Source organism: Streptomyces sp. NPDC001157 (genome assembly GCF_053598255.1).
Window position 1 is genome coordinate 73,369 of sequence record NZ_JBSFJW010000042.1, and the last position, 6,639, is coordinate 80,007.

Annotated in this window: 5 protein-coding genes; 2 read left to right on the forward strand and 3 right to left on the reverse strand. The window is 73.3% G+C overall.

What is annotated here, in order from left to right; all coding sequences use genetic code 11:
• A complete protein-coding gene (locus ACWDAG_RS41410) occupies nucleotides 1-3,693 on the reverse strand; it encodes an AfsR/SARP family transcriptional regulator (protein ID WP_450700730.1) in 3,693 nt (1,230 codons plus the stop codon).
• A gap of 244 nt (nucleotides 3,694-3,937) precedes the next feature.
• On the opposite strand from ACWDAG_RS41410, the gene ACWDAG_RS41415 reads away from it, so the two are divergent.
• Nucleotides 3,938-4,738, forward strand: coding sequence for a site-2 protease family protein (locus ACWDAG_RS41415; protein WP_450700731.1), 801 nt, complete (start codon nucleotides 3,938-3,940; stop codon nucleotides 4,736-4,738).
• Here the strand turns inward: ACWDAG_RS41415 and ACWDAG_RS41420 are convergent.
• Both ACWDAG_RS41420 and npdG read right to left on the reverse strand, forming a co-directional pair.
• Nucleotides 4,728-4,913 carry a hypothetical protein gene (locus ACWDAG_RS41420; protein ID WP_450700732.1) on the reverse strand — a complete coding sequence of 62 codons (186 nt, stop codon included), beginning with the start codon at nucleotides 4,911-4,913 and terminating at the stop codon, nucleotides 4,728-4,730. The genes ACWDAG_RS41415 and ACWDAG_RS41420 overlap by 11 nt on opposite strands.
• 63 nt (nucleotides 4,914-4,976) lie before the next feature.
• Complete coding sequence (npdG, locus tag ACWDAG_RS41425) at nucleotides 4,977-5,693, reverse strand: NADPH-dependent F420 reductase (RefSeq protein WP_450700733.1); 717 nt, start codon at nucleotides 5,691-5,693, stop codon at nucleotides 4,977-4,979.
• 170 nt (nucleotides 5,694-5,863) lie between these two features.
• Between npdG and ACWDAG_RS41430 the strand changes: the two genes are divergently transcribed.
• Nucleotides 5,864-6,466, forward strand: a complete 603-nt coding sequence (locus ACWDAG_RS41430; RefSeq protein WP_450700734.1) for a hypothetical protein — start codon at nucleotides 5,864-5,866, stop codon at nucleotides 6,464-6,466.
• The last annotated feature ends 173 nt before the right edge of the window (nucleotides 6,467-6,639 follow it).

Genomic DNA, 6,639 nt, shown 5'->3' on the forward strand with positions numbered 1-6,639 from the left:
TCAGACCAGGGCGGCGGCCTCCTCCGGGGAGAGGCCGCCGCCCTCCGCGTGGGCGGCCTCGTACGCCTCGTCGCCGAGGGCGGCGCGCGCCAGCCGTTCGGCCCGGGCGTACACCTCGCGCTCCATGGAGGTGGCGAAATGGCCTGCCGGGAGCAGTGTCCGCGCGGCCCCGATGCAGCGGGCGGCGTCCCGGGCGCGGCTGCCGCCGTCGGCTCCGGCGAGGCCGATCGCGGCGAGGGCCAGGTACAGGGGCCGCATGTGCGGGGCGATGGCCTCGGACAGCGGGTCGCGGGCCTGTTGCAGTGCCTCCCGTGCCTTGTCCAGGGAGAGCTCGTAGTTGCCGTCGACCGCCTCCACGAAGGACTCGGAGCCGAGGATGAACGCGTCGAAGACGATGAAGTAGGCGATCCTGAACTCCTCGCGCAGCAGCCGCAGTTGCTCGCGAGCCTCCGGCATTCGGCCTCTCATGGCGAGCCGCCCGGCGAGGAACATCCGGGCGGCGGGCATGGCCTCGTTGCCCGAGCCGTCCTTCCGCTCGATCACCTCGCGCAGCAGCCGCTCGCCCCGCTCCGCCTCGCCCGCCTCCAGCAGCGCGCTGCCGAGCCGGGCGCCCAGCACGGCCACCTGGGCGCGGGCGCCGAGGCGTTCGGCCTGTTCCATCGCCGCCTCGTAGTCGGCGGCGGCCGCCGCGTACTCACCGATCCGTTCACGGGCCTCACCGCGGGCGGACAGCGCCTCGGCGGTGCCCCACCGGTCGTCGATCCGCTGGTAGATCTCCAGCGACTCGTCGGCGTCGCGCTGAGCGTCGCCCGCCCAGTCGCTGCGGTTGGCGAGGAGGTTGGCGCGCATCTGCAGGGTGGCGGCTAGTTCCCACTCCATGCCGGGAGTGGCACGGCAGGTGTCGACGCTCGCGTCGAGGATCCCGGGCAGCCGGTCCACGCCGCCGGTCAGCATCACGGCGTAGAACCAGAGCAGACCGGGGGTGCGGCAGGTCTGCGGGAGGCCGGGTGCGTAGACCTCGGTTATGGTGCGCAGTTTCTCCTTCGCCTGCGGGGACTCCCAGGCCTCCAACTCGGTGTCCATACAGGCGAGATGGGCGAGATGGACACCGCGCCTGGCCTCGGTGAGGAGTTCCCCGGACAGCGGGGGTGGGACGTCGGTGCAGCGCTGCCAGACCGGGGCGGCGGGGCTGGCGGGGGCACTGAAGGGGTCGGGGCCGAGGGCCATGACCTCGGCGCACCAGTTGCGGGCCTCGATGCGCGCGTCACGCATCTGCCAGTACCAGGCCAGCGACAGGATGAGGCAGATGGCTTCCTGTTCGTCGCGCTCGGCGACGGCGTGGCGCAGGGCGGTGCGCAGGTTCTCGTACTCGCGCTCCAGCAGTTCGATGGCGGCGAGCTGGCCGGGGCCGCGCAGCAACGGGTCGGTGGTGCGGGCGAGTTCGCGGTAGTACGTCAGGTGCGCGCGCTCGGTCTCCGGGCGCCGCCCGGCCTCGTCCAGGCGCTCACCGGCGTACTCGGCGACGGTTTCGAGCAGCCGGTAGCGCATGCCTCCGTCGCCCGAAGGGGCGGCCACGACAAGGGACTTGTCGACGAGCGAACCGAGGGCTTCCAGCGCCACGGGTCCGCAGACGGCCTCGGCGGCGGCGAGATCACAGCCTCCCGCGAAGACGGAGAGCCGCCGCAGGACCGCCCTCTCCTCCTCGTCGAGCAGCTCCCAGGACCAGTCGACGACCGCGCGCAGGGTCTGCTGGCGGGGCAGGACGGTACGGCTGCCGGAGGTGAGCAGCCGGAAGCGGTCGTCGAGCCGGTCAGCTATCTGACGGGGCGTCAACATACGCAGCCGGGCAGCGGCGAGTTCGATCGCGAGGGGCAGCCCGTCGAGCCGCCGGCAGATCTCGGCGCATGCCTCGGGGTCCTCGTCGACCCGGAACCCGGGCCTGGCGGCCGCGCCCCGGTCGGCGAGCAGCCGCAGCGCGACCGGCTCGGGCAACGGCTCCACGGGCCGCAGCAACTCCCCCGGTACGCCGAGGGGTTCACGGCTGGTGGCGAGCACCGTCAGCTCCGGGCAGCGCTCCAGCAGCTCCTCCACCAGCCGGGCGGCGGCCTCGACGACATGCTCGCAGTTGTCGAGGACGATCAGCATGCGCCGCCGGCCGCAGTGCTCGGCGAGCCGCTCGACCGGGTCGTCGTGCCGCTCGGCCCCTGCCGCCCGCATCGCCTCGGCCCCGGCGCCGTACAGCACGGTCTCGCGGGCCCCGACGGCGGTCAGCACGGCCTCCGGTACGGCGTCCGGGTCGTCGACGGGCGCGAGCTCGGCCAGCCACACCCCGTCCCGGGCCGCATACCGCACCGCCTCGGCGGCCTCCTGTGACAGCCGAGTCTTCCCCGCCCCACCGGGCCCGAGCAGCGTGACGAGCCGGGCCGCCGCGAGATCGCCCCGGATGGCCTCGATGTCGGCCTCCCGGCCGACGAAGGAGGTGAGGCGGGCGCGGAGGTTGCCGGGGGGCTGGGGGGCAGCGGCCACGGGGGCGACAGCCGCCGGACCTTGAGCGGCGCCCCCCTGCTCAGACAGTCCGCCGGCCACACCTCCGGAACCGAGCCCCCTGCCGGCCGCACCTCCGCCACCACTACCCGGCCAACCGCCCGCCCGCTCACCGCTGTTCCCCCCGTGACCGTCCGACAGGGCATCGCTGACACGCCCGCCCGCCCAGGCGTCCCGCACTTCCGCCTGCTCACCGCCGTCCCGCCCGGGACCACCGGACGGAACGCCGCGTACACGGCCCCCCTCCCTCGAATCCCCCTCCTCCGACCACTCACCGACATCCCGGCCCGGCCCCCCGGCACCACGGCCGCGCACCCGCGCCTCCCCCTCCTCCGACCGCGACCACTCCCCCTGCCCCTCACCAACACCACGCCCAGGACCACCCGACGAAGCGCCGGCGCCAAGCCCCCGCGTCCGCTCCTCCGGTCGCAGCAACTCCCCGTGCAGTTCCCTCAGTTCGTGGCCGGGGTCCGCTCCCAGGCGGTCTGCCAGTAGTTGTCGTACGTCCTCGAAGGCGGCCAGGGCCTCCGCTGTGCGGCCCGCGTCGCGGAGGGCGCGCAGGCGTAGGGCCTGGAGGGGTTCGTCCAGGGGGTGGGTGTCGCACAGGGCGGTCAGTTCGGGCAGGGACTGCTCGGCGTGGCCCAGGGCGAGGGCGGCGGTGTGGCGGGTGCGCAGGGCGTCGAGGCGGCGGGTGTCCCAGCGGGCCGCCTCCGCGGTGCGGTCGGGGAGGTCGGCCAGGGCGGGCCCGTGCCACAGGCCGAGGGCGTCGTCGAGGACGACGGCCGCCTTGGCGGGGTCGCCGTCGGCGAGCGCACGCGTGCCCTCGCCGGTGAGCCGCTCGAAGCGGTGCAGGTCGACGTCGTCGGGCCGGGCGGCGAGCCGGTAGCCGCCCTCCGCGGAGGCGACGGCATCCGCACCGAGCGCCCGCCGCAGCCGTCCGACCAGCGCCTGCAGCGCACCCGGCGAGTCGGCGGGCGGGTCGCCGTCCCACACCTCGTCGACCAGGACGCCGGCCGACACGGTACGCCCGGCGCGCAGGGCCAGCACGGTCAACAGAGCACGCAGCCGCGCCCCGCCGACCGGGACAGGAGTGCCGTCGGGGCGGAGCGCCTGAGTGGTGCCGAGGATGCGATAGCGCACGGGGTCCATTGTCTCCGTTGACGTCGTGGGCGGTCATGGGGTTGCGGCGAGCGGCGCGGCATGGAGCCGGGGCGTGGTGGGGCGATCACGGGGGGCGACGCAACCGTGCCGTCTGCCGGCCCGCGCAGCACACCTGCCGATCCCCCATGTCCCCACCCTTCCACGGAACCCCCGGCCCACCGCGAGACGTTTTCACCTACGCCCGGTACCGTCGGGCAGTCCCACCGCGTGCACGGACAGTCCAGGGAGCCCCATGACCACCGCCACCACCAGCCGCAGCGACCGGCGGATCAGCCCCGTCTTCGTCGGGATCCTGGCCGTCACGGCGGTCACGGGATGGGCCACCTGGACCGGGTTCGCCGAGCAGCCGGGCGTGGCCGTGTTCCTGTTCGTGACGGCGGCCTGGATCGTCTCCCTGTGTCTGCACGAGTACGCACACGCGCGTACCGCCCTGCACAGCGGCGACTTCTCGGTCGGCGCGAAGGGCTATCTCACGCTGAACCCGATGAAGTACACGCACGCCCTCCTGAGCATCGTGCTGCCGGTGCTCTTCGTGATCATGGGCGGCATCGGTCTGCCCGGCGGCGCCGTCTTCATCGAGCGCGGGCGGATCAAGGGGCGCTGGCGGCACAGCCTCATCTCGGCCGCAGGACCACTGACGAACGTGCTGTTCGCGGCCGTGTGCACCGCCCCGTTCTGGCTGCACGCGCTGGACGGCGTGCCGCGCGACTTCCAGTTCGCGCTGGCCTTCCTCGCCCTGCTCCAGGTCACGGCCGCCATCCTGAACTTCCTGCCGGTGCCCGGCCTGGACGGCTACGGCGTCATCGAGCCCTGGCTGTCGTACAAGATCAAGCGGCAGGTGGAGCCCTTCGCGCCGTTCGGCCTGCTGTTCGTGTTCGCGCTGCTGTGGGTGCCGTCGGTCAACACGGTGTTCTTCGACCTGATCGACTCGATCCTGCGCAGCCTCGGAATCAGCGACTTCGGCACGTACTGCGGCCAGGAGCTCTACCGCTTCTGGCAGGGCACGAACGAGTTCTGCTCGGTCAGCCAGTGACGGAGGACCGGCGCTCGGCCCGGCCCCGCTTGAAGTAGTACCAGCACATGTTGCTGGACAGCCCCGCGAGCAGGATCCACACGATCCCCAGCCAGCTGCCCTGCGCGAAGGAGACCACGGCCGCGGCCACGGCGAGCACACAGACGATCAGGGCATAGAGGCCAAGGCGGGGCATTTCGTTCGACTCCTGTCGGCGGGCCGGGGGACACCGTTACGGCGTCCAGTGTCCCCCATCCGCTCACACGTCCGTGACGCGGAGCCCGGCGTGCGCCTTGTAGCGGCGGTTCACGGAGATCAGGTTGGCGACCAGCGACTCCACCTGGTGGGCGTTGCGCAGCCGGCCTGCGAAGATGCCGCGCATGCCCGGGATGCGGCCGGCCAGCGCCTGCACGATCTCGACGTCGGCCCGCTCCTCCCCCAGCACCATCACGTCGGTGTCGATCTCGTCGATCTCCGGGTCCTGGAGCAGCACCGCCGACAGGTGGTGGAAGGCGGCGGCGACCCGGGAGTCCGGCAGCAGGGCGGCGGCCTGTTCCGCGGCGCTGCCCTCCTCCGGCTTGATCGCGTAGGCGCCCTTCTTGTCGAAGCCGAGCGGGTTGACGCAGTCGACGACGAGCTTGCCCGCCAGTTCCTCGCGCAGCGACTCCAGGGTCTTGCCGTGGCCGTCCCACGGTACGGCGACGATCACGACGTCGCTGCGGCGAGCGGTTTCGGCGTTGTCGTGGCCCTCGACGCCGTGGCCGATCTCATCGGCGGCCGCCTGCGCACGCTCCGCCGCACGCGAGCCGATGATCACCTTCTGGCCGGCCCTGGCCAGCCGGTAGGCGAGGCCCTTGCCCTGCGGCCCGGTTCCACCGAGGACGCCGACGACGAGCCCGGAGACGTCGGGCAGGTCCCAGGGGTCCTTGGCGGGGGCCTTCGCGGGGGTCTGTGCAGCACTGTCGGTAGAGGTCATGGGCCGACTTTACGTCCGCCCCGACCACCCCTGCGGGTCACGTGAGCCGGGTCACGTGAGCGCTCGACGGACGGCGGGCGGCTTCTGTCATCCGCGCGCTGTCGCCAGGTCGGGCGAATTCGGGGTGAACGCCCGGTCACGGGTGTCCAACTGGTGCAGGATGCGCAGGCATGGACGCCGTACGTGTCGCGTTGCTGCGTGAAGTGCTTGCCGGGACCGAGTGGTTGGGGGCCGCGCGGCGGTTCGCAGGGGTGCTGCGCGGGTCGGTGGTGTCGCACGGCGGGGGGCTGCTGCTGGTGGGCACCGAGGAGTACGAGCCATGGCATCTGGCAGCCCATCTGGTGGACGAGGCCGCGTGGTCGGGGACGCCGGAGCTGGCGCCGACGCTCGTACGGCATGGGGCGCGTCCGTCGGATCCGGCGCATCTGGCGGTGGGGCTGGGACGGTTGGCGGCTGCGCGGCGGGGGGAGACGCTGCTGGTGGTTTCACCCGCGGGGCCGGGCTGTCCGCTGCTGGAGCGGGTGTACGACGTGCGGCGGGCCGGGGCGACGGTGCTGGCGCTCGGGGCGGGGGAGGGTGAACTCGCCTCCCTGGCTCACGAGTCGCTGGCTGTGCCGGAGGGTTCCGAGCTGGACCTGGACACTGTGCAGCACCTGGTGAGTGCGGCGGCCGGCGAGAACGCGCTACCGGCGCCGCGGGGAAACCGCCGCCTGCGGGACCGCCTGTACCGCCTGGCGGAACAACTGACGGCGCCGCCGCCGGCGCGCTGGTGAGTTTCGCCCCCGCCGCCCCTACCCGTCCCGTCCCGGGGGCCAGCCCCCAGACCCCCGCTCCTCAAACGCCGGAGGGGCTGAATTTGGCTCAGCCATCTCAGCCCGTCCGGCGTTTGAGGACGAGGCCGTTCAGGCCGAAAGCGGGGGTCTGGGGGCGGCAGCGCCCCGGGTGG